The organism is Pusillimonas noertemannii, from assembly GCF_003096595.1.
GTDB lineage: Bacteria > Pseudomonadota > Gammaproteobacteria > Burkholderiales > Burkholderiaceae_B > Pusillimonas > Pusillimonas noertemannii.
Genome location: NZ_QEKO01000001.1, coordinates 226,006 through 248,472, shown reverse-complemented (window position 1 = coordinate 248,472; position 22,467 = coordinate 226,006). Strand labels below are relative to the sequence as shown.

The following is a 22,467-nucleotide window of genomic DNA, read 5'->3' as shown; positions in this document are numbered from 1 at the left end:
TGAAGCACCAACTACTCACCCGCCCACTGCGCCATGCCGATGAAAATGCTGGGCCAATGGGGCGTGGAGTAGGGGAAGGTGCTGGCGCAGGGTATTACCGAAGAATTATCTGGCACCAAGCCCAAGGATGCGGCGGGGCATGATGCTTCTACGGCTTATTGGGTGCAGCGGTTTTCGGGATCCTAGAAGCGATACCTCACGCGGGCGTATCCGCCGTAGTTGGTGGCGTTCTTGGACAGCGCCGTCTGTCCCTGTATGGACAATGAAAGGTTGCGCCCCAGGTCCAGGTCCACGCCAGCCGTCAATTCGAACTGGTGTCGGTCGGTGTCGGAATTGACTGTCAGGTCGCCCAAGGTCGCGCCGTCATCCACCAGCCTGGACGTCACGCCTATCCCGGTGTTGCTCAGCATGGATGTCAGTCCGGCGCGCAGATAGGCGACCGCCGGACGGTCGGACAGGTCGAAGGCATAGCCCAATTCAAACGAGGGGTGCAGCGCGACCGCGGTTTTCGAGATGCTGTCCACTTGCCAGTTCAAAGGGCCGGCACCGCTTTCCGAATACCCGTCCTGGCGCAGCCGGGTCGCCGACAGGGCGAGGGCCGGCTTGAAGTAGAAATTGTCCCGCGGCAGCAGCGCGGAGACGCGCGCTTCGGCGGTAATGAAGGTGCCGCGGGTGTCCGCCGTAGCCCGATGCCGGTCGCCGCCGAAGGAATAAGCGCGCTGCTTGTCGAAGCGGTAATAGCCCGCGCCCAAGGTGGACGAGAGCGTGAAGATGCCGAGTTCGCGCTTGACGGCGACACCGATTCCGACGCGATGGCCGTCATCGGAGAAATTTCCGCCGCGCACATCGACTTTTTCCAGGCTGCCGCCCAGTTCGACGAACGTGCCGTTGCCGACCCGCTTCTGCACCGCGCCGGAAACGCCTGCAACCGATTCGTCGAAACCGGGCATCGAGCCGGTCGCATCCTGGCGGTACTTGCCGCCCTTCAACTGGACCCAGGCGCACTCACGCTGGCGAAGGAATGCCGCTCCGGCCGCATGACGATCGAGGTTGGGGCAACTCTGCAGAAGCGAATGCAGCGCGTGGGACGTCGACATGGCCCTTGCCACGCCGATGACGCTTTCGTCGAGCATGTGCTCGCCATAGGCCCGGGCCAGGTCCTCGCCGCTCATCGTGTTCAGGAACTCGGTTGCAAGCAGGGACATCGCGCGGGGGGTATCCGTCATGGCTTCCTCGCGCGGCATCGCCGCCATGCCGGCGCTGAAGTAATCCGCAAAGCTCAGTTCATTGTCGCCCAGGCTCACCCCGCTGGCCGCGCCGGTATAGTCGATGGTGTACTGGCCCTTGATGCCTGATCCGTCGTTGGTGCTCTTGAGCGAGTAGGCCGCGGCCGCGCTGTTTGCAATGGCCAGGCCGGTGCTGTCGATGGCTTGCCCGTGGGCCGTGTTCAATATGCCGAAGTCGCCGGTGTCGCCCGACACGAAACTTGTGCCGCCGACCCAATAGGGCTTGACCGAACCGGCCAGGGCAACGGCGCCGCCGCCACTGCCGCCCACGTCCACCACGATCTGGTCTCCGGTCAAGGCGGTCTGCGCATTGGCTTTGCTCAGGTCCACCTGGATCGCGCCCGCGCTGTTCTGGACGAAGCGTCCGGTCGTCACCGTCGAAGCGCCCACGAGGCCCGGCCCACTGGCCGACACCACGCCGCCGTTCTGCAGGAACGTGCCGCTGTTGGTGCCCAGGTTGACCTGCGTTCCCAGTGCGAAGACGCCGCTCTCGTCATTGTAGAAGTGAACCGCATTCTTGCTCCCAGCGGAGACGGAACCGCTCATCAAGCCCATGTTGTGCACGAGCAGCCCGGCCGCGTCGTCGGTGGCGAGCACCGCTGATGCGGGATTGGCGCTGGTGAGGACGCCGGAATTGTAGAGCCGGTTGGAAACTTCGAAGCCCGACGTTCCCATGACGGTGCGGCCGCCCTTGATAGCGATGGTTTCATAGGCGGCCGGGTTCGTGGTCGCCACCGTGGCGCCCTTGTCGACGGTGATCTGCACGGTCGCGGCCGACGGGTCGTTGGTGGACGCGTCCGCGGCGTAGGAGGCGGCCTGCGCCAGGATCGCCCGCGCATTGGCGCCGCCGGCCGTCACCGAACCAGAGACGGTCATGTCGACGCCTCCGGCGTGGCTGCTGTCGCCCACGCCCGAAGCGCTTTGCAGGAAGATGCCGTGCGCGCCGTCGCCGCGCACGTCTATGGTGCCGGCGACATTGGCCGAGACGCGGCCGCTGCTGCCCTCCAGGCCATCGCTGCCGACGCCGTTGTCGCCCGCGCCATTGCCATAGGAGGAGGCGGCTCCGCCTCCGCCGCCGACGGATTGCGCCCAGATCCCATGCGCGTTGACGCCGGTGGTGATGATTGAACCGGAGCTCTTGATGCTGACGTCGCCGCCATCGCCGCCGTCGCCCGTGCTGCCTCCGGTGGAGCCGAAAATGTTGTATCCCAGAATCTGATCGAGGCCCTCGATGTTGGTCACGATGGTGCCTTCCACGTCGCCGGCCGAGCCTCCGCCGCCGCCAAGGGACTGAGCATAAACGCCCATCGCCCCTTCGCCCGAAGTCTGGATGGCGCCCTGGTTGTCGACCGTGATCACGCCACCCTTGCCGCCACCGCCGCCCGAACCGCTGACGGTGACCGAGGTGAGCATGCCTTGCGAGCCGTCGCCGCCGGTTCCGCCGCCTCCGCCCGTCGACTGCGCGTAGATCCCCGTCGCCGAGGCGCCGGTGGTGGCGATGGTGCCGCTATTGGCCACGGTGACGTCGCCGCCGTCGCCGGTGCCGCCCGCGCTGCCGCCGACGTCCACCGAAAAGCCCTCCAGGAACAGGCCCTTCCAGTCCTTCTTCGTCAGCTTCTTGTATTGTTCGTAGACTTCCTTCCACTGGTTCAGTTTTTCGTAGTCTTCGTAGACGTCCGCGATCCAGCCCTCCAGCCCTGGACTGCCATTGCCGCCGCTGCCGCCGCCCCCGCCCAGGCTCTGGGCGAAGATGCCGTAGGACGCCGCGCCCGACGTGGCGATGGTGTGCGTGTTGGATACGTTCACCGTATCGCCGTTGCCGCCGCCGCCACCTCCGCCGCCCACCGTTACGCTTAGGGAGAACCCTTTCTTCTCGGGCTCCTCGCCGCCGTCGGCCAGGTTGGCAAGATATCCCAGCGAATAGGCGCCGGCATTGCCGCCATCGCCGCCTCCCCCACCGGCTGACTGGGCCCAGATGCCGGCGGATGTGTCGGCAGCCGTGGTGATACCCCCGCTGTTGGTCACGCTGACCGAGCCCGCGTGGCTGCCCGTGCCCCCGGCGCCGCCGACCTCGACGTCAGCCTTGAGGGAAAGATAATTCTCCTTGGTTGCTTCGAAATCGCCCAGGAAAGCGACGCCATGGCCGCCCACGCCGCCATTGCCGCCGGTCGACTGCGCATAGATGCCCGCCGCGTTGCCGCCGGTCGTGGACAGGACGCCGGAATTGTTCACTTCCACGTCGGAGGCAACGGCCCCGGAACCGCCGCTGCCCCCCACCGTAATCGTGGATTCGAGACTGGCGCCGCCGCTCAGGCCGGCCGTGAGCGCGTAGCTCGACCCGGCGTCCCCGCCATTGCCGCCGATGGATTGCGCGAAGATCGCGTCCGAATAAGCGCCCGTGGTGCTGATGCGGCCGGCGTTCTGGACACTTGCCTTGCCGGCCTTGCCGGCGTCTCCACCGTCTCCGCCGACGCTGACATTGACGCTCAGCGAGCCGCTTTCGGACACCGCCGCGTCGCCGGAATACACATCACCGCCGCTGCCGCCGTCGCCGCCAGTCGATTGCGCGGTGATGCCGTTCGCGTTGTAGCCCGTAGTGGAGATCTCGGCTCCGGCCAGTTGGGTAACAGTCACATCCGAGGCGCTGCCGCCCTTGCCGCCGGCGCCGCCGACGGACAGGATCAAAGCGCCCGAAAACTCTCCGCCCGTCGCGGTGCCGTTGACCAGCGTGCCGGCCTTGCCGCCGCTGCCGCCCAGGCTCTGCGCAAAGATGCCTGTCGCCTGGTCGCCAGAAGTGCCGACCTTGCCCGCATTGCTGACCGCGACGGTCGAAGCGGACCCGCCCTCGCCGCCGTCGCCGCCCACGTTGCCGGACAAGGACACGACGCTGAGGCCTCCATGGACCGTCGTCCCGCTGGCGCCGCCGCCCCCGCCCAGGCTCTGCGCGAAAATGCCCGTGGCTCCGCCGCCGAGAGTCACCAGCGACCCGCTGTTGTCGACCGAGACCGCGCCGCCCGCGCCTCCCGCGCCGCCGTCGCCTCCCTGTGTGAGGCTGACCGAGACAATCGATACGTCGCCGTTGACCGTCAGCCCTCCATGGCCGCCCCCGCCGCCGAGACTCTGGGCAAAGACCGCGCCGGCCAGGTCGCCCGCCGTGCTGACATTGCCCTGGTTCAAAAGGGAGACCTTCCCCGCCTTGCCGCCCGAGCCGCCCGATTGGCCCAGCGTCGCATTGCCGAGGTCCAGGCCGGCGGTGGACGATATGATGTTGCCTGCCTTGCCTCCCCCGCCGGCGATGCTTTGGGCGGCCACGCCAAGCGCATTGTCGCCCTGCGTGGTGACGGCGCCCGTGGATGCCAGGCTGGCATCATAGCCGTCGCCGCCTGCGCCGCCGCTCGCGCCCTGGTGCGAGCTCAGACCCGGCATCGAAAGGCCGGCGACGGTTTTGACGACGTTGCTGGAATGGCCGCCGCCCCCGCCGATCGATTGGATCAGAATGCCGTCGGCATCGGCGCCGCTGGTGGAAACGTCGGCGCTCGAGGTTACATCAAGCGTGCCGCCATGGCCGCCGGCCTGTCCGCTGGCGCCTTGCGTCTGGCCAATGTCGATACCGACGGAAATGGACAAATTGTCGCCCGCCGACCCGCCGCCGCCGCCCAGGCTTTGAGCGAGAATGCCGGTTGAGCCGTCGCCTGTGGTGGTGATCCGGCCGGCGGAGTTCGCGGTGACGGTTCCGCCATGGTGTTGCGTCGCGCTGTCTGAAGTCGAACCCGAGGCGCTGTTGAAGGTGAGGAGCGCGCTGATCTTGACGATATTGCCGCCGCTGCCGCCGCCCCCTCCTATGCTTTGAAGCACGAGGCCGCGCGCCAGGTCGCCCGTTGTCGAGATGACGTCGTTGCCGGAGCCGGTGTAGTTGACGTCCCCGGCCGATCCGCCGCCGCCTCCCGATGAGCCGATTTCATGGGAAAAGCCGGGCAGCGCCTCGAAGGTGCTGCCACCACGGCCACCGCCGCCTCCCACGGACTGGACCAGTATGGCATCAGACAGGTCGCCCGAGGTCGAAACGGTTAACCCGGCAGCCTGGCTCGCGTAGGTGGCGGTGGAGCCGTTGCCACCGCCCCCGCCGTCTTGCCCAAGGGCCACCGCGCCCTTCGGCGAGTGGGATTCACCGCCTCCCGCGCCGATGCTCTGAAGGCTGACGCCGACCGCATTGTCGCCCTGGGTGGTGATTTGGGCGCCGTCTGCCGTCAGGCCGACGGCGCCGGCGGCGCCGCCCAGGCCGCCGCTGCCGCCGACCGCATAGACGCCATCGGCAGCGCCCGAACTGCCGCCGCCTCCGCCGATGCTTTGAACGAGCACGCCCATTGAATGCGAGCCAGTGGTTTGCAATGTGCTGCCGTTAAGCGCAACGGTCACGGCCCCGCCGGTGCCGCCTGCGCCGGCCGCGGCCGCCAGCGCGCTGATGCCGGACGCCTTGCCGGCCTTGCCGCCCGCGCCCCCGATGCTTTGTACTAGCAAGGCTGCGGCGTGGTCGCCGCCGGTCCGGACCGTGGTCTTGTCCAGCGTCACCGTAGCGGAGGCGCCGGCGCCTCCGCTGCCGCCCTTGCTGCCATAAGAGAACAGGCCCGAGCTGTCGCCGCCGTTGCCGCCCATTCCGCCGACGCTCTGGACCAGGATGCCGTCCGCCTCGGCGTTGCTGGTGCCGATGCGCGAGGACGTCAGGCCGAGCGTGATGCTGCCCGCCTGGCCGGGCTCGCCCGGATTGCCGGGATGATTCTTGATGCCGCCGGAATCGCCGCCGCTGTCGCCCGCGAAGCCGCCAGCGCTTTTGACATACACGCCGTAGCCGCTTTGCGGCCCGCTCGTGGACACGTTCACGGATAAATCCGCGCTGATGTCGCCGCCGCTGCCCGAGTCCCCTCCATCGCCCGCGTGGTCGTGCCCGCCTTTGCCCGCCCCCCCGGCGCCGCCGTCGCCCCCGAGGCTCTGCAGGGCAATGCCGGCCACCCCGGAGGTGACGACCGTGCTGACGGCGGACGTGGCCGCGAGGTTGATCGCCCCACCACTGCCGCCCGCGCCGCCCGTGCCGCCATAGGACGAGTCAGCGTCGAGGCCATCAACCTGTCCGTATCCGCCCGCTCCGCCGTTGCCGCCCTGCGCCGTGACGGCGATGCCCACGCCAGCGCCTGAATAGCTCAGCGCATGGCCATCCAGCAATTGCGCCGAGACCTTCCCGGCGGCTCCGCCGTGCCCGCCCGCGCCGCCTTGCGCATCTTTGAGCCCGCCGTGCGAATCGGCCCAGCCGCCGGCGCCGCCATCGCCTCCCACCGAAGCCAAGAGCAGGCCTGTCGAAGCCGCATCGGTCCCGCCGGCTTTGATCGGCGACGCCGGCTTGCCCCCGCCCTTCGATGACGCGATGAGCGACAGATCGCCGCCCTTGCCGCCGTCGCCGCCCTTGCCGCCGGTTGCATGCTTGTCCGTATGCTGGGCCTCGTGGGCCTTGCTGCCGGTCCAGCCATAAGACTGGAGCCAGATGCCGCTCTGTCCTGTAAGCCAGTACCCCGTGTCGAGGCTGACGGCCGCGGCAAGAGCGCTGCCCGCGGCGCCATCGATGCCGGCTTGGCCGTTTCGATTGGAATCCTTCCAGTCGGAAGGCGCGGGCGTCACCCCGCCGGGATCGCGCAGGAAGATGACAGGGCCGTTCTTTTTGCCCGCGTCCGTGCTGTCGGCTGCATCGATGGTGTTGGCTAGTCCGGAGACCGTGAGCGTATGCACCTCGTTCTGGCTGTGGACGATGGCGCCGCCGGTCACACTGCCGCTGCAGGTCTCGGTGGCGCCCGAGATGCTGCAATGCGCCTGAGCGGCGCCCGGCGCCGCGCTGAGCACAGCCAAATAGGCAAAGGACGCTATGCCGTTTTTCTTGGACCCCATCGACGTTCTCCTGTACGTACTCACGGCGGGATTTTGCTCCGGGCCTGTAGGCGCCGGAGGGCGCTGCATGGCGCCAGTTCCGGGTTCGCAGTTTATCGTCGGGTCTGGCGTTCATCGCATGGGAACGATCGAAAACCAACGGTTTGAGACGATACGCCGATATAAATGAGACGCTGCGGCGACATTGGCCCGTGCGGCCCAGTTACTCTGGTGCGTGCCAAATGGAAGAAAAAAAGGAGTCAAGCCAAATGCCTCGTATTGCACCATCTCTTACATTTTCGTGGCGGCCTGCCGCACGCAAAACAGCGGCGGCCGTGCTGGCCGCCACGTTACTGGCGCCGCAGTGGGCATCGGCCTGCACGAGCTTCCTGATCCGCAGCACCGATGGCGGCGCCGTCTACGGCCGCACCATGGAGTTCGGCTTTGAGCTCGAGTCGCGCGCCATGGTCATTCCGCGCGCATACAAGCTCTCTTCGACCGGGCCTGACGGAAAGCCCGCCATGAGCTGGACCGGCAAGTACGCCGCGGTCGGGCTCAACGCGCTCGGCCTGACCGCGCTGGTAGACGGCATGAACGAAAAAGGCCTGGCGGGCGGCGTGCTTTATTTTCCGGGCTATGCCGGCTATGCGGACCCGGCCAAGGCCGACCCCGCCAAGTCCCTGGCTCCGTGGGACTTCCTGACGTGGGCGTTGACGAACCATGCCACGGTCGCGGAAGTCAAGGCCGCCCTTTCCGATGTCGCCGTGATCAATGTGATCCAGGAAGCGTTGAAGATCGCCCCGCCGCTGCACTACACCCTGCATGATGCGACTGGGGCATCGCTTGTGATCGAGCCGATCGACGGCAAGCTGAAGGTCTATGACAACCCGCTGGGCGTGATGACTAATTCGCCGTCCTTCGACTGGCACCTGACCAACCTGAGCAACTACGTGAAGCTCTCCAGCGTGAATGCGCCGCCTCTCAAGGTGGGCGGCGTCACCATCCCGCCGTTGGGCCAGGGCTCGGGCCTGCTGGGCATACCCGGCGACGGCACGCCGCCCTCCCGGTTCGTGCGAGCGCTCGGGTACACGCTGTCCGCCGAACCCGTAGCCAGCGGGCCGCAAAGCGTGCGCCTGGCCGAGCACATCGTCAATAATTTCGATATCCCGAAGGGCTGGGTGCGCGACAAGGATCAGGGCAGCGAGCCGCTCGAATATACGCAATGGTCCAGCGTGGCCGATCTGTCCAACCGCAGCTATTACGTCAAGACCTATGACGACCCCGTTCTGCGCGGCATCGACCTGAAGACGGTCGATCTCGATGCGAAAGAAGTCCTCAGCATCGAGCTGAAGCCGCAACTGACGCCGCCGTCCCTGCTCGCGGCAAAACCCTGAGGCGTCATCCCGGAAGCCTGCGCCCGGCCTCGAGCGGCCGGGCGCTTTCATTCAGTTGGCGCGGCGCGGCGCGTCGGCCAATTGGGGATCTGGCACGGCACCCTGCTCTCTCGCCTGGCTTGGCGTGATGCCGAACCGGTTGCGGAAAGCCCGCAGGAACTGGTTGCCGCTGGAAAAGCCCAGCCTGTGGGCGAGCTCGGCAATTGAAATGGCCGGGCTGTGCGCCCGCGTCAACTCCCGCGCGGCGGCGTCGAGCCGCTTGTCGCGCAGAAACTTCGCCACCCCTCCGTCGGAGGCAAACGCCCGGTACAGATGCGACCGGGACACGTTGAAACGGCGGCTAATGGAGCGCGGAGAGAGTTCCGGCCGATGGATGTTCTGCTCGATGAAGGCTACGACCCTCTGCCGCAAAGCGGCTTCAAGCGAGAGCCGATCCGCCCCCTCTTCCGCGGCGTCCCCTTTGGGCGCGGCGCCGGGCAGCGCCGCGGCCTCGGCCTGCCTGTCCGGCGGCCCTTCCAGGGCATGCAAGCCGGGTAGTAAAGCGGGCTCCGCCGATGCGGAGGTGTCGGTGTCCGATGTCCGCAGCCTCAGCTTTTGCCATAACTGATCAATGGCCAGAACCAAATCGGCGAAGTTCACCGGCTTTACGAGATAAGCATCCGCGCCCGCTTCCATCCCCCGCAACCTGTCCTGCCGGCTGCCGCGCGCGCTCATTACTATCAGGCCGTAGGGGCCAAGTCCGCGCAAGTACTCCAGCACACTGAGCCCATCTTCTCCCGGCAGGCCGATATCGAGCAGCGCGATGTCCACCGGGTTGGCGTGCAGGCGTTTCCAGAAGGCTTCCGCGCTGCGTTCGCCCCACACCCTATACCCCTTTGCCTCGAAGAAAAAGACCAGTTCCTCTTGAAGGTCCAGGTTGTCTTCCAAAACGGCGATTCGTATTTCGCTTCGTCGAATCATGGCACGGGGCCTCCGCCCGATTGAGGGACGGACAACTCAAAATAGCTGCCTTCGGGCCCGCTGCCGACAAGTACCAGTTCACCGCCATGCGCCTGGACGATTTGCCTTGCGACGTAAAGGCCAAGGCCGGTGCCTCCGGGATCGTGACCCGCCGCGGGCGACGCCCGCCGCCTGCGATGGCGTTCAAAAATCAATGCGGCGTCTTCCTTTGGAATGCCGGGACCGCGATCCCGAATACCGACCACGGCAAACTCATTCCTGAAAGCCACGTCGATGTCGACGTAGCCCCTTTCGCTGTACTTCACCGCATTGTCCAGGACGTTCGATACGGCGATGCGCAGCATGGCGGCATCGGCCAGCACCGGTATCCGCCGCGCCGTCCACTCGCCCACACCTAGCCCTTGCACGGTCAGCCGCCAGCGATGGTCCGCTGAACCGTCAACGATTTCGGCCGCGGAGCGAACCACTCCGAGCAGGTCGATGGTATCTATCTGAAGCTGCAAGCCATCCGCATAGAGACGGGAGTCGGCCAGGCAATTGTCGGTCAGCTGTACAAGCCGATGCGTCGCCCGCCGAATGCTTTGGTAGCGGCGCCTTCGCTGCTTCTCTGAAACGGAAGGCAGCTGCAGGTTCTCCATGGCGTGAGTGATCACGGCCAATGGGTTGCGAAACTCGTGGGACACCATGCCGATGAACTGGCGCTGATGGAAGCTGGCCTCGCGCTCCAGCCTCAATTCGCTCGCCAGCTGCCGCTTTTCCTGCATTTCCCGCGCCTCGTACCAGATGCGATAAGCGGCCCAGCCCAGTACGGTCAGCATGTTGACCATTACCACGTACTGCCAGATCCCATAGATATGCTTGTCGTAGGGAATCCAGCCAAAGAGCGACATCAGCGCCACCAGCCCGGCGGCGACGTACAGTATCGGCATCACGCCCAGCACCAGCGCCATGACATCGTGCTCTTCGTGCCAGATGGTCCACGCGCCCACCGCAAGGATCAGGGCGGTGGAGATGCACAGCACGCCCTGGATATTGATGGCCACATCGTAAAAATCGAGGGGGATGCTGAGCGGCAGCAACAGGCTCAGACCTATCGCCGCCATCATCAAGCGATGTAGGCCCGGCCGGCGTTCCCGCAGGTTCAGCGCCTCCGTCGTGACCCAAAGCAGGCTCGTGTAGGCCAGCAGAGTCAGTATTCCGGTGAGGTAATGCTGCAGATGCAGCCCGCGTCCGCCGAACAACCAGTCGACATAGCCCTGAATGCAGGCAACCAGCCAATAGGTAAGAGAAAAAGCGCACAGCGCCCAGGCGAGCGGGCGGCGCAGGAAAAAGGCCATGAATACCGCCAGGGCGGTCGAAAGCGCGGCCAGGCCGAAGTAAAAGCTCCAGAATGCCGTCTCGCGCGCAGCCTCCTTTAAGAACGCTTGCGGCGCCCAAAGGGATCCATCCAGCAGTATGGCGCTGGTGCTTCGCACCCGGACCACGACGTCATAGCCCGGCGCGCCTGACGGCGGCGGCAACTCGAACACCGGAAACCGGTAATCGATATCGCCGCGCGCATCGGGCCACATATCGCCCCAGCGGTGGATCGACCAGGCCCGGCCGCCGGCGGACGGACGATAATAGAGCGTGACGTCGTCGAGAAAATTGGGTCCGAGCTGCAGCCAGCGGCTCTCCGCCTGGAACAAACTTGCGGGCAGGGAGAACGCCAGCCATATTGGCGACTTCGTATAGCCGATCGACAATATGCTCCGCTGTTCCGCAAGCGCATCGGCCGGCAGGGCCGTGAACCCTTCGATATCGAGCGCGGCGGACTTGTCTTCGTACCAGCGCAATGGAATGTCCTGGCCCAAATAGCTTTGGGCGCTGGCCGCTGAACCGACGCACAGAAGCAATAGTAGACAAGCGGCTGCGGCAAGCCGGCGGATTGACGCCCTGGAAGCCTCCATGGAGAGCCAGAGAAGCAGGGCGCTGGCAGCATCTAGGGCAAGGTGTTCAGACCGTGCCCCTAGCCGTCTGAAATATACGCTGAGACTCGGATGGAACGGGCCACCGCGGAAAACATCATTTCCAGCCGAACTCGCGCTATCTATCACCAAAAAATTATTCCCTTTCTGTTTCTTCCGCTACCGCGGTCAGCAGATCGCCAATCCGCGGAGCCCGAGCCGACGGACTGATAAGCCGAATATTGAAAGACGTTTGATGGTCAACGATGACTGAAGATTCGGGCGACTTAATACCGACACATTTTGGAAATTTTTGCACACTTTTGAGGCTGCGTGCGCCCTTATCCAACTTCGCTGTTCTACTTTAACGAAACTTGCCTCCGTACTTCTCCGTAAGACAAATCCATTCACCCGACGCCCCGAGTAAAACTTCCTCGCCATACAGTTCACGTATCGCCAACTCCTTTCGGAGCGCATGCGTGAACAAACACGACGCCAGCTATCGCCAGCTATTCAGCAACCCGGCCATCGTGCGCGGCTTGTTCCAGGGTATTGTTAGGGCGTCCTGGCAAAACCTGGTCGATTGGGATCGGCTCGAGCCCCTGCCCACAGATTACATCAGCGACAAACTGCGCCAGCGGCAGGGAGACATCGTCTGGCGCCTGCCCAGGCTGGACGGGCGCGACGTATTCCTGTTGCTAATGATCGAACATCAGTCCACCATCGACTTCTACATGGCGCTGCGCATACTCACATATCTGGGGCTGCTGTACGAGGCGTTGCTGGCACGCAAGCTGATCAAGCCTGGCGAACCGCTGCCCATGGTGTTGCCAATTGTGATCTACAGCGGTGTGCCACGCTGGAATGCTGTTCTTAATATCTCTGATCTAATCGGGGCCATTCCCCAGGGTCTCCGGCGGTTTCTGCCCCAGCTGCAGTACCTGCTGGTGGATGAAGGCGCGTTGGTCGCATCGGGGAAGCTGCCCCAGAACAATCTGGCGGCGCTGCTGTTTCGGCTGGAACATAATCGCGGCCTACACGACGTGGAAGACCTGATCCAAAAAGTGTATAACTACACCAAGGCCGACCCCATCGTACGGCGCGCCTTCGCCAGCTGGACGCGGTACGTGCTGCTTCCGCGCTCACTGCCCGACATCGATATGCCGCAAATCGACAACTTACTGGAGATCAAGAACATGCTCGCTGAACATTCTCGGTCCTGGACGCATCAATGGAAGATGGAGGGGCTTGCCGAGGGCCGCAAAGAAGGACGTGAACTCGGGCTTCACGAGGGGCGGAAAGAAGGACGGAAAGAAGGACGGAAAGAAGGCCAGGCAGAAATGCTGCATAGCCTGCTCACTCGCAAATTCGGCCCATTGCCTGAATCTGTTCAACAACGGCTGAAAAACGCCACCCCGGAAAACCTGCAAACGTGGTCGCTTGCCTTGCTCGAAGCCAACTCGTTGGATGAAGTGTTTGGTGATCACTAGCGAAGCGGGTGAAGCACCAACTACTCACCCGCCCACTGCACGCGCCTGACTTCTCCCTTCTCAGTCAGAATGCAGCCCTTCCCTTTCTTTTTCAGCTCTTCTTCCAGATCGCCCTGCAGCGGATCAAAGCTGCTTGTGCAAAGCAGCAGCACGTCTGCAAACCGGTATCGTACATAGCCTTCGAAATATACATCGGACCCCGCCTGCAGGGGCTCGCCTTGGTGTTTGAACCCCAGGCCCTGGTATATGTCTCGCTGCTTTATATCAAGCAGTTGAAACGTGGCGGGCTCTGTGGAATAGACCCCTACCGATCGCAATGCCGCCATGGTAATGGGAAACGCCGTGTATCGGGGAAGCAAGGAGAACAGGCTTACCAGGATGACCATGGCGATAAGCCCGGCAGCGCTTAAGGCTTTGTTGATGTTGCCCGTGCTTTTATAGATGCTTAGCTGCACCATGCCAATGAAAATGCTGGGCAGGGTAAGCGCAAATGTCAGGTATACCGCCTGCCACGGCGTGTTCTGCGGCAAGCCAGAGCCTTGAAGCTTTATGGCCATCCACACGATCAAGGTGGAAAGCACCGACGAAAAAGCCACCAAGAAGCCAAATAGTGCATGAACAGCCAGTTCTTGTTTGGTGCGCCGTCTGTACCTGTGCTTAACCCTATAGGTAATGACCGACAGCGCCACGCCAAGCGCTAGAAAGACGCCCATCAGCAAGCTCAGGTGGTCGGCGCACCAGCGCAAGGCCCGCTCCCAAAATACGTTGCCGGGGTCTGCATCGATCATGCTGCCCCAAAGGGTCAGCCCCAGCAATATCAGCCAGGCTACGTGTATGCACAGTACCTGCACCCAATGGCTGGCCGGCATGTCTTTGGGGTTGCTGAACAGGCTCGAGGCCATGAACAGGCAGTACGAGGCGCTGTAGAAAATAATGGCCACCGCAACCACGGTAATGGCCAGGAAGATCAGGATGAGCGCCAGGCCTTTTTCAGAAGTAATGGAGGCCTGCAGCAGCTCCGGCCAGCCTATCAGCTTCAAATAGAAGAACAGAATGAACGCGGCGATGGCGTGTGCGACGATCGCCAGCGAAACCGCGGGCTTCAGTTTTACCGTGGCCCATGGGGGGAAGGGTGTTTTGGGCTCTTCTGCTGGGGATTCCATCTCTTCCTTTGTTTGCTTCTTCATGTCTAATACGGTGCCTGAAGATTCATTTTTCCGTCGCGGGGCGAGGGTGCAGCCGCAATAGTAGTGCAGCGCTTGCCGTAGGATATTTTTGCGTTTCTTGATAGCTGTGCGGCCGCCGGCTACGTACAGTATGGCCATATGATCTTGTCACTCTTCATGGAGATGTCATGGCCCCGCCTATTCACCCCTCCCACATTCGCTCCAATGTTGTCGCTCTTGACAACAAACGATAGCGTAGTCATACTTGACAACATGAAAGCCCAGTTGCTTCTTGACCACAAGACTGTGGCACGGAACGGAGCTATCTTGCAGCTAAAAATCTGGAAAGTCCCAGAATCCATACCTCCCACAACCCACGGTTTCAAGTATCGGCTGGTCTATATCCGCAACGGCGAACGCGTTGTCGGCTTTGATAATGAACGGAATAAGGGCGATCACATGCATCTGGATGGTGCGGAATTTCCTTACCACTTCCGTGGCATCGAACGATTGATTGAAGACTTCATCGCTGAAGTTGAGAAGCGAAGGGGGCAGCTATGAAGCGCACACTCACAATTTCAACCGGGCAAAACTGGCAGGTGGCGCTACGCGCAGCAGGAACGCGCGCCAAGGCCGCGACGGCCACTGGAAAATACCAAGGCGAAAGCCTCAACTTTGAATCGCCTGCGGCGTTTTTCGGTCAACTTACCGAGCGCCGCTGGGACATGATTCGAGAGATGATGGGCAGCGGCGTTGTAGGGGTACGCGAACTGGCTCGGCGACTCGAGCGAGGCGTAAAGCGCGTCCATGAAGACGCTCAGGTCCTGGTCGCACTTGGTCTGCTTGAAAAAACCGAAAGCGGCGCCCTGCTGTGCCCTTTCGATGATATCCATGTAGACATGCACCTGACGCCGCAGCTTGAGCTTGCGTAATTACCCCATACTACACAAGCCCTACTTTCCAAAAATACCCAGCAAGCCGTCGACCAGCCCAGTTTCCTGCTTGGCTTCGGCCTGCTTTTGGCCCGATGAGCACGCATTGGCGTCACCAAAGTAGGCGGCCTGGCAGCGCACGGCCAGCTCTACCTTAAGGCCCACGTTGTCCGTTGTGTCTGCAAGCCGGATCAGGTCGTAGTAGAACTCCGCAGGGCGGCCGTACACGTCGAATTGCTCATACAGGGCTTTCAGCTCTGCACTGTCGGCCTTGCCTCCGGCTTGGCGCGCCTTGGCTTGCTGTGCCATGACCTGCAGGCGATACGAGGGGTAGGCGTTGGCGGCCGAGGCATCGGCCAGGGCAAGCACCTCCTTGCTGCGCCCCCGGTCTTCGGCCACCGTGGCCAGGGCAAGCTGATAGAAGGTCTGGCCGTTTACGTCACGATGCCTGGCCTTTGCCAGTGCGTTGCTTGCGGCGCTGCTTTTGCCCTGGCTGACCGAACGGAAGGCAGTGTGCGACTGCGCCACGCTTTGGGCCAGGCGCTTGCTTTTCTGGCTGTGGGCCACTTTGCGCCAGGTCTTGCTGTCCACGGCGGGGCGCGCCGCCTTGCGATAATGCACGCGTACGTATTCGTTGACGTCGTTCAGCCGCTCTTCGGGGCCCAAATGGGTGTGGCCGGCCTGGGCAATGCCGTCTTCGATCTGCCGGCCGACCGGATCGAGCGCTTGTATGAACAGGGCCTGCCATTCATTCTGGGCGAACTGGCTGCTTGCAGCCGCCACCAGCATGCTTTGCTTGGGCTTGTCATTTTCGCGCAATTTGGCGTTGATCTTGTCCCACTGGTCCAACCGGCCCAGCAAAGCCGTCATGCCATTTACGTTGCGGCCGGCCTGCACCAGGAAGTCGACGCCGAGCTTGTCCGCGTCGGTTTCCTGCGTGCGGCTCCAGGTGGGACTGATGACTTTCTCAGTGGCCATGTACAGCGCAACACCGTTGCGTATGCGACGGGCGACGCTGTCGGCGTTGCCGGCGTCCATGCCCAGCCGATTGACCATGGCGTAGGCGGCGGTGCCCTTTTTCTGGATTTCCTTCAGCATGTCGGTGTCGGTGTGCGACAAGACGGTATGAGCGAACTCGTGCGCCAGCAGGGCATCGACTTCGTCCATGCTTTGGATGTCCATCAGCATGCCGATGGGTACGTAGATATTGCCTTCGTCCGTGGTCAACGCATTCATCGTTGGCGAGGCCAGAATGAAGACTCGGCCGGGAACCTGGGCAAAGCCCGATGCGTCTTTGATGCGCTGCAACTCATCATTCAAAAGTTGCTCAAGTTCTGGGTGATACACCAGCCCCAGGCCCAGGCTTTGCATTTTTCGGACGTCTTCCTGGACATCGCCGTCGTCCGAAGGCGCCTTGGCCTTCTCGGGCGTCAGCTGCTGCAGATAGGGGGTGTCGTTGTTCAACGCCATGGGCATCCAGCGCGGGGTGGTGCCCAGGGTTTCGCAACCCGACAACAGAATGGCCGCAGCGCATGCAAACAGCAGTCGATGCATGTTCAACACCCCTTGCCCGCTATGCCGCGCGTTGCACCAACAAGCTCGGTGGTAAATGTATTGTCGCAACCGGCCGTTACGTCGTAGGCATTGTTCGCGACCACGTCAGAGGCGTTCACATAGTACTTCTTGCCGTCGAGCCTGACGACAAAGCCGCCATTGCGGTCTTCGAGAATCGCAATGGGAAACTTCAGCGCCGACTGGTCCACGCTTTTAATGTAGGCGCCGTCGGCGGCGGGACTGAACAGATCAAGTTCTGTGGAATCCGCGGCCAGGGCGGAGATCTTCAGGTCCGCGGCCGCCGCGGAATGGCACAAGGCCGCTATCGCCAGTGCCAGCCCAAACCTCTTGATGTCCCGTTTCATAAGCTTGTTCCTATGCTCGTGGTTGATGACGCCTTGGCGCGCGTGCAAGCCGCCCGCAGGCATTTCTGATCCGCATGAACATGCTGTCGATAAGCCAGTCGACCATGCCGATCTTGTCCAGAAAAAAACCCAGGGTTAAGAACGCCAGGTAGCCGGCCACCGTGCCGGCCGAGATGTTGAAGTAGAAGAATTCGACGGCCCCCCACACGGCGAACCAGCAAGCCAGGGTGAGCATGATGCACAGCTTGCCAAGCACCCTGTGCCGGTCGAAAAGAGCCCAGATTCTCGTTCGCCATGCCCGCGGCAGGTCCAGGCACGATCGAAGGGTCGGCTTTGCCGCGCCTTCGCCGGCCTTGCCCGCCTCGGGGCCGCCGGGTGTGTCATGGCCTGGCCGCCGGTGGAACAGCGCCAGCAGCAGGGCCACAGGCAGCACAATCAACAGGTTCCACAAGGCATGCCACCACTTGTTCGCCAGCAGGCCTGAGCCCAGGGCCGATTTGTACTCGGGCCCCCAATGCAGCAGGTTGTCCAGCGCCATGGCGTGCAGGTATACGCCTGGCAGAATGTCCCGGGTGGGCGTGAAGATCAGGTCATTCACCCCTGTAAGGTTGGCGCCGTACAGAACGATCTTGTCCTTCATAAGGGCGGCCGCCTGTTCCCGCACCTTCTCCCGCGTTTCGGCCACCTGGTGCAGCAGGTCGCGCACGTACAAGGTGGTGTTGAACGGAACAGGTGTCTTCACGCCTGAAAAGCCATCAAGAGCCGTGTCCACCAGGCCGGTTTCGTGCTTCTTGGCCTTCATCCACTTGTTCTTCTCGTTGGGCGAGGTGCCCCAGAAGACATCCATCGGTTCGGTCGGCTTCTGCGGGAACAGGCCGGGCCGGAGATCTTGCGCGATCCGGAAAGCCGGTGTCTGCATGTCGGCACCGACAGCGGCCGGATACGTTCGGGAAACAAAGTCCACCGGGTCGATGTCCAGCTCGGCCCCCACGGGCCTGGCCAATCCTTGTTCCAGTTCGGGCCAGTTCTGCTTTACCGCGGGCGTCCAGGCCAGATACACGGGAATGCCGGCGCTTTTATAGCGCTGCAGAACCTTGATGAGATAGTCGCCGTCGCGTGGGCCGTGAGTGGCCGCTTCAGGCCGCCGGCTCACCCAAAGGAAATCGATGAAAACAGCCCTGGGCTTTTCATGAAGCAGTGTGTTCAGCACCTTGCCATGGAAATCGTAGCTGGCCGGCCAGTGCCCGCGCTGGTGCGTTTCCAGTGCCTCGTCCGTAAGCAGCAGTACCGTAATGTCTTCCTGCGGCGCGCCGTAGACCATGCTGCCGGCATACGTGTTGAAAAGGTCTTGCAGGTATTTGTCGGCCCGGTTGCTAAGCCCCAACGGTGAATAGTTCAGCGTCAGGTGCGCGAACGCCATGATCAGCAGCACGTACGCCCAGAACCGCTTCATTGCACCCCCTGCGAGCGCCGCGCTCGGGTGCTTCGGATGCTGTTTGCGGAACGGCTGCCGTTGCTACCGCTGCCGTTACCGCTAGTCTTTTGATTCGTACTGCTCGCGCGAAACATGTGCCTTCGCGGCCTCCCGCCGCCTACTCGCCAGCGCACGATATTACGAAACTTTTGCAGAATAATCAAAACATCTGGAAATAGTTATTTTTCGACGAAGCACGAGGGGTAGATGCGTACTTTCCAGGCTTGCTGCGGCAGGAGAAGTGCCCATACTGTTTGACTGACAATAGCCGGCATTTCGCTCGTTATCACAAATATGTGTTAATATGAGGTGGTCGATTGCGATTCCGCATTTTTGAGTGGATAGATCCGCGCACGAGCGAAGGGGCCTGGTCAAGTGCCTACTACTCCCTTGAACCTGCAGGCCAAGCTGCAGCCGACGCACGTGCCCTCTATTTAAGAGACCAACCGCCCCGCATGTGGGTTGATCCACACGCCAGGAAACTTGCTTGGCATCAGAACCCTGATTGCAAAGGCATATATGAAATCCGATTCCGTGAAATCGAAATCGACTAGGTTCGGAAAGCGCCTTGAACGGCTACGGTCCAGAGCTTATCGCACGTCCATGGCACAAGAAAACGCCATGACACGCATAGCGATTCAGATCCGCCTTATGCGAGAAAAAGCCGGCCTCTCGCAAGCCGAGCTGGCCGAGCGCATTGGAACCAAGCAAGGAGCCATTGCACGCCTGGAAAGCATGACTTACGGAAAATACTCCATGGCGATGCTGCAACGAATTGCCGAATATTTTGATGTGGTGGCCTGGGTTGAGTTCGTCCCTTTTTCCACGTTGCTGCAACGTACTGAAGACCTGTCCCCCGAGGCTCTTACTCCGGCATCCTATGACGAACAATATGGTAAAGACGAGTAGAATTCCCCTTGCACTTCATGATTGCACCGAGGACACCGCCTACGCATGAACGACGTTCCCAGCATCGCCAACGCGCACGAAACCTTTGTCCATATCCGCATCATCATCGGCATGATCCTGGGCATAAGCGTTTCCAGGCTGGTTACGGGCATGACACGCTTCGTGCAACACCCCGGGCGCGAGCGCCCCTACTCGGTGCATATGGCCTGGGTGGTTTTTGTACTGCTGTTCATCATCCACTTCTGGTGGTTCGAGTTTTCGCTGGCAAAGATACAGTCCTGGTCGTTTGCCGCGTATTTCTTTCTTATTATTTATGCCGGCATTTTCGCGGTGCTGGCCGCCATGCTTTTCCCCGACCATATCGACGAATACAACGGCTACCGGGGCTACTTCCAAGCGCGGCGCAAATGGTTCTACAGCGGCCTGCTGGTGCTGTTCGTGCTCGATGTGGTCGACACCCTGCTGAAGGGCAAAGACTATTACCTGGAACTTTACGGCTGGGACTACCCCGTGCGCCAGGGCTTGTTCATCGCCGGCACCACCGCCGCGCTGTTCATCAGATCGGAAAAATACCAGATCGCGCTGGTGTACCTGGCCTTGCTGGTGCAGGTTGTGTGGATCATCAGCCTGTTTGAGTTTTTGCGTTAAGCCACCCGGAACGCCCCGGCGCAGATAAGGAGCCTTAATGGCAATGAGCTGGAAAACACTTAGTGTCGCGGAGATTGAACGAAGGTATAACCAGGCGCTGTATGCGGCCAATGCGCGCGAAGTCGTGCGCTGGTACACCGAAGAAAGCCGGCGTGTCGAGACAGAGCTTGGCGGCGAGCGGTTTCAGTATGGCCAGGGCCCGTCGGAATACGGCTGCTGGTTCAAGCCCCGCAGTCCCGACCAGGACATAGTCGTATTCATACACGGCGGCGGATGGAAAGACGGCCTGGCCCAAGACTACACCTTCCCGGCCCAATGGCTTACCCGGCAGGGCTTGAACTACGTGTCGCTGAACTTCGACAACACGCCGGCAACGGGCGGCCGTTTGTTCCCCATGTTGAATCAGCTTGTCGCGGCCATTTCATGGATAAGCCATCATCACGCCACTTTCGGCGCCGGGGCCCGAATCCACCTGGCCAGCCACTCTTCGGGCTCGCATCTGGCGGCATGCCTGGCAGGGCTGGACTGGAACGCGCTTCTGCCTCATGCTCCGGGGCTGGTTCAAAGCGTAATGCTATGCAGCGGAATCTACGATCTTGAGCCTGTTGCGTACTCGAAGCGGCGCGAATACCTGAAGCTGGAACCGCTGGAAGTGTTCGCCCTAAGCCCCATTCGCCACGCCGTGAATCGCAAGCTGAAGATGCTGCTCGTACGCGGCGAACTCGAGTCCCCCGAGTTCATTCGCCAGCATGATGAATATGTGGCCAAGCTGCAAGACGAAGGCTTAAGCCCACGCACATTGGTGGGCCCCGGCCTGAATCACTTCGAGATCCTGACCACGTTCGCCACGGCCGACGGCCTGATGGCCAAGGCCTTTATGGAATTGATCGGCACCTGAAACGCGCCGACCAACGGCCTGGAAACTTATGTCGTCGGCAAGAAGCAAGCAGACATGAAGCCGTGCATCAAATACACGTGTTGCCGTCCCACCCGGTTTCTGAAATATCAAACACAATCCCTTGTGGATCTTTGTATTTCAGTTCGGCATTGCTGCGGCCCGACTGGCCCATGCTGAAGAAAAACTCGCCTCCGGCGCCTTTGATGCGCTCACCCATTGCATCGGTATCGTCGACAATGAAACCAAAATGGTGCGTACCGACGAAGTCGGTACCTTTAAGCTTCAGCAAGGCCAGATTGACCACGCCGTCAGTCAGGTAGACGCCCGAGCCCGACTCCAACGTCTCTTCTCCGACTTTTTCAAGACCGAACACCTCTTGATAGAAGCGTGATGCGGCTTCGAGGTTTTGTACGCTTAGCGCAATATGTCGTAGCTTCGCCATGCCGAAGGCTCCTGTTTGATGAATGACATGTTCGCCATCATTGGCGTGTGCGGTCGGCGATTGCTCGCAACTGGCTGTACGCCTTGGCGGTAGCCGGGTCTTTGTCTGCCACTGTTTTACCAACGTCTTCCAATTTCGCCCTCATTTCTTCGCGTTGCTCAGGATTCAGTTCAACGATCACGCCGCCGTTGTCGACCCAACTTTTGTAGTTGTCCGCAAGAAAGCCAAGTGCAAATTGGTGTGTTGCAATATCGGCTGCCTTGGCTTCTTCAAGAAGAATCTTTTGCAGGTCTTGCGGCAGCGACTCGAACCATCGGCGGCTTACAAACTGCAGCGGACACACCATCGACTCTTCGGTCTTCAGCAAATACTTGGCCGAACCATAGAACTTGAAGGCATTGAAAATGCTGACTGTAGTTCGCGCTCCGTCTATGACACCCTGCTGCAGGGCCGGCAACACTTCGCCCAGAGACATCGGTACGCCTGTCGCGCCAAGCCGATGGATAGTCTCGCGCTCCATGTCGCTGGCAAAAATTCGGACCTTGCGGCCTTCTGCGTCTTTGTATGTTTGCAGCGGTTCAGTGAACGTATACGACGTGGGATCGGCACAGAACATGCTGATTCCGATAATGCCCTTGTTGGCGCCCAGTTCAAACATGAACTTCGAGAATTCGGGATCTTGAACCGTTCGGAATCCGTGTTCCAAATCTTCGAACATGAGCGGGGCCGACACCACCATAAAGCGCTTGTCGATTCCGGCGAGAAACTCGGGGGGAATCGTGTACATCTCTTGGGCGCCAAACTGAACCGCCTCGATCTGCCGCTGAATTGGCCCCAGTTGACTGGCGGGAAATAAGTCGATGCGCATCTCGCCTTCCGTACGCTTCTCCACGCCCTCTTTGAACAGCTTCATCCAATGATGCACGGTGTCGTTCATGGTGGGCGACCCAAGCCGCACGACATAGGCGGGGTCTTTTGCCTGGGAACTAAACGCAATACACAAGCCTGCCGGCAACAGCAGCGTCTGCAATGCGAAGCGAAAGAATCGTGCTTTGAAATTCATGGATGTCTCCTTTGTAATATTGATGTGTAT

16 protein-coding genes are annotated in these 22,467 nt (G+C 61.6%); 7 read left to right on the top strand and 9 right to left on the bottom strand.

Annotated features, from left to right (window positions below; genetic code table 11):
- Nucleotides 1-182: 182 nt before the first annotated feature.
- Entirely contained in the window at nt 183-7,217 is a 7,035-nt protein-coding gene (locus C7440_RS01135; protein ID WP_116517150.1) for an autotransporter outer membrane beta-barrel domain-containing protein, read from the bottom strand.
- A gap of 248 nt (nt 7,218-7,465) precedes the next feature.
- Here C7440_RS01135 and C7440_RS01130 point away from each other — a divergent pair, with 248 nt between their 5' ends.
- Nucleotides 7,466-8,590, top strand: coding sequence for a linear amide C-N hydrolase (locus tag C7440_RS01130; RefSeq protein WP_116517149.1), 1,125 nt, complete (start codon nt 7,466-7,468; stop codon nt 8,588-8,590).
- Between the two features lie 51 nt (nt 8,591-8,641).
- On the opposite strand, the gene C7440_RS01125 is transcribed toward C7440_RS01130, so the two are convergent.
- Nucleotides 8,642-9,550 carry a response regulator gene (locus C7440_RS01125; RefSeq protein ID WP_207775366.1) on the bottom strand — a complete coding sequence of 303 codons (909 nt, stop codon included), beginning with the start codon at nt 9,548-9,550 and terminating at the stop codon, nt 8,642-8,644.
- On the bottom strand, nt 9,547-11,403 hold the full coding sequence (locus tag C7440_RS01120; RefSeq protein WP_165832399.1) for a sensor histidine kinase: 1,857 nt from the start codon (nt 11,401-11,403) through the stop codon (nt 9,547-9,549). The genes C7440_RS01125 and C7440_RS01120 overlap by 4 nt, the downstream gene beginning before the upstream one ends.
- 572 nt (nt 11,404-11,975) lie before the next feature.
- Between C7440_RS01120 and C7440_RS01115 the strand changes: the two genes are divergently transcribed.
- Complete coding sequence (locus C7440_RS01115; protein WP_165832398.1) at nt 11,976-12,986, top strand: Rpn family recombination-promoting nuclease/putative transposase; 1,011 nt, start codon at nt 11,976-11,978, stop codon at nt 12,984-12,986.
- Between the two features lie 20 nt (nt 12,987-13,006).
- Here C7440_RS01115 and C7440_RS01110 read toward each other — a convergent pair whose 3' ends face one another.
- A complete protein-coding gene (locus C7440_RS01110; RefSeq protein ID WP_133244242.1) occupies nt 13,007-14,173 on the bottom strand; it encodes a hypothetical protein in 1,167 nt (388 codons plus the stop codon).
- A gap of 204 nt (nt 14,174-14,377) precedes the next feature.
- Here C7440_RS01110 and C7440_RS01105 point away from each other — a divergent pair, with 204 nt between their 5' ends.
- The gene (locus C7440_RS01105; protein ID WP_306669708.1) at nt 14,378-14,713 is read left to right on the top strand and encodes a toxin-antitoxin system TumE family protein; all 336 of its coding nucleotides are present in this window, start codon (nt 14,378-14,380) and stop codon (nt 14,711-14,713) included.
- Complete coding sequence (locus C7440_RS01100) at nt 14,710-15,084, top strand: HVO_A0114 family putative DNA-binding protein (protein ID WP_116517145.1); 375 nt, start codon at nt 14,710-14,712, stop codon at nt 15,082-15,084. The genes C7440_RS01105 and C7440_RS01100 overlap by 4 nt, the downstream gene beginning before the upstream one ends.
- Nucleotides 15,085-15,105: 21 nt before the next feature.
- Here C7440_RS01100 and C7440_RS01095 read toward each other — a convergent pair whose 3' ends face one another.
- Genes C7440_RS01095 through C7440_RS01085 form a run of 3 tightly spaced genes read right to left on the bottom strand, consistent with a single transcriptional unit; the run spans nt 15,106 to nt 18,456 of the window.
- On the bottom strand, nt 15,106-16,638 hold the full coding sequence (locus tag C7440_RS01095; protein ID WP_116517144.1) for a M48 family metallopeptidase: 1,533 nt from the start codon (nt 16,636-16,638) through the stop codon (nt 15,106-15,108).
- Between the two features lie 2 nt (nt 16,639-16,640).
- Nucleotides 16,641-17,003 (bottom strand): hypothetical protein, encoded by a 363-nt coding sequence (locus tag C7440_RS01090; protein ID WP_133244241.1) that lies wholly within the window; start codon nt 17,001-17,003, stop codon nt 16,641-16,643.
- Between the two features lie 10 nt (nt 17,004-17,013).
- Nucleotides 17,014-18,456, bottom strand: a complete 1,443-nt coding sequence (locus C7440_RS01085) for a CHASE2 domain-containing protein (protein WP_116517142.1) — start codon at nt 18,454-18,456, stop codon at nt 17,014-17,016.
- A 642-nt stretch (nt 18,457-19,098) separates the two neighbouring features.
- Between C7440_RS01085 and C7440_RS01080 the strand changes: the two genes are divergently transcribed.
- Genes C7440_RS01080 through C7440_RS01070 form a run of 3 tightly spaced genes read left to right on the top strand, consistent with a single transcriptional unit; the run spans nt 19,099 to nt 20,932 of the window.
- Nucleotides 19,099-19,386 (top strand): helix-turn-helix domain-containing protein, encoded by a 288-nt coding sequence (locus C7440_RS01080; RefSeq protein ID WP_207775365.1) that lies wholly within the window; start codon nt 19,099-19,101, stop codon nt 19,384-19,386.
- Between the two features lie 45 nt (nt 19,387-19,431).
- On the top strand, nt 19,432-20,034 hold the full coding sequence (locus C7440_RS01075) for a hypothetical protein (protein WP_116517140.1): 603 nt from the start codon (nt 19,432-19,434) through the stop codon (nt 20,032-20,034).
- A 43-nt stretch (nt 20,035-20,077) separates the two neighbouring features.
- Nucleotides 20,078-20,932, top strand: a complete 855-nt coding sequence (locus C7440_RS01070) for an alpha/beta hydrolase (protein ID WP_165832397.1) — start codon at nt 20,078-20,080, stop codon at nt 20,930-20,932.
- A gap of 67 nt (nt 20,933-20,999) precedes the next feature.
- Here the strand turns inward: C7440_RS01070 and C7440_RS01065 are convergent, their stop codons facing one another.
- Together C7440_RS01065 and C7440_RS01060 are read right to left on the bottom strand one after the other, a co-directional pair.
- Complete coding sequence (locus C7440_RS01065; RefSeq protein ID WP_116517138.1) at nt 21,000-21,374, bottom strand: VOC family protein; 375 nt, start codon at nt 21,372-21,374, stop codon at nt 21,000-21,002.
- A gap of 37 nt (nt 21,375-21,411) precedes the next feature.
- Nucleotides 21,412-22,437, bottom strand: coding sequence for a TRAP transporter substrate-binding protein (locus C7440_RS01060; RefSeq protein ID WP_165832396.1), 1,026 nt, complete (start codon nt 22,435-22,437; stop codon nt 21,412-21,414).
- Nucleotides 22,438-22,467: the final 30 nt, after the last annotated feature.